This is a genomic window from Arcobacter cryaerophilus gv. crypticus (assembly GCF_002993025.1).
Lineage (GTDB): Bacteria > Campylobacterota > Campylobacteria > Campylobacterales > Arcobacteraceae > Aliarcobacter > Aliarcobacter cryaerophilus_B.
Genome location: NZ_NXGI01000044.1, coordinates 1 through 1226, shown reverse-complemented (window position 1 = coordinate 1226; position 1226 = coordinate 1). Strand labels below are relative to the sequence as shown.

1 protein-coding gene is annotated in these 1226 nt (G+C 29.0%); it reads left to right on the top strand.

Annotated features, from left to right (window positions below):
- The first annotated feature begins 181 nt into the window (after nucleotides 1-181).
- Complete coding sequence (locus CJ670_RS09705) at nucleotides 182-1192, top strand: IS110 family RNA-guided transposase (RefSeq protein WP_105939812.1); 1011 nt, start codon at nucleotides 182-184, stop codon at nucleotides 1190-1192.
- The last annotated feature ends 34 nt before the right edge of the window (nucleotides 1193-1226 follow it).

Genomic DNA, 1226 nt, shown 5'->3' with positions numbered 1-1226 from the left:
ACAAAAATTCTGAATCTATTCGAGTTGAATAAGATTGTGACACAGTTGGATAGCTACACGTAAAACTTGAGTGGCAACAAAGCCAGTTTTGACTAGGCTGTATTAAGAGACGAAGTAAAGTGTAGCAGCTCATAGAGTATAAAACTCTAGACAATGGATTCTCCTAAATTAGGAGGACAAGATGTATAATTTTATAGGAATTGATGTCTCAAAGCTCACACTTCAAATATATGTTGAAGCCAATGAATCTTCTGTTGAGATTGATAATGATGAGAAAAACCTAAAGCTGTTTTACAAAAAGCTAAAAAAGCTTTATAAAAATGACAAACCTTTCGTTTTTATTTATGAACCTACAGCAAATTATAGTGTAGCATTGACAAGATTTTGCGCTAAAAATAATATATATGCGTATGTCGTAAACACTTTTATTAGTTCAAATTTTTCTAAGTCTTTAGGCAATAGAAATAAAACAGATATATCAGACGCACAAATGCTTTTTAATATGCAAATAATGATTAATAAAAAAGATATTGCAGTACCTGTAATAAATTCTACAGTTGATGCAATAAGAGAGCTAGTGGGCTATTATCGCTTTTTACAGAAGCAAAAAGTTGCGTTTAAAAATTATAATGAAGCAGTCACTACAAATAAAAGTTCAAGTTATATACTTAATGATGTTAAAAAAAATATTGCTCGTATAGATAAGGAGCAACAAGAGCTAATTAATAAAGCAAAAGCAATCATAAATAATGATGAAATACTCAAAAAATCTTTTACACATATAACCTCAATCAAGGGCATTGGAACTCTAGTTGGAATATTTCTTTTACATCTTTTTTTAAATTATCCCAATGCAAATAGACAACAGATTACAGCATTATTAGGATTAGATCCTATAACTATTGAATCAGGAACATCAGTAAAAAAACGCTCTCGAATATCTAAAAAGGGATTGAGTATGTATAGAGGAGTTATCTTTTATTCTATTCTCTCAACTGTACGATTTAATGAAGAATTTAAAACATATTATGAACATTTAAAAGATAGAAAAAAGCATACAACTTCAGCACAAATAGCAGTCATGAGAAAGTTAATTTTACTAGCACATTCCTTGTATAAAAATAATGTAGATTATAATCCAGAGCAGTTTAAATTAGAAAAAAGAGTTAAAAAAGGAGAGTATGCATCATAGTATTTAAGTAGTTTTTAATGTGGCAACTGTGTCA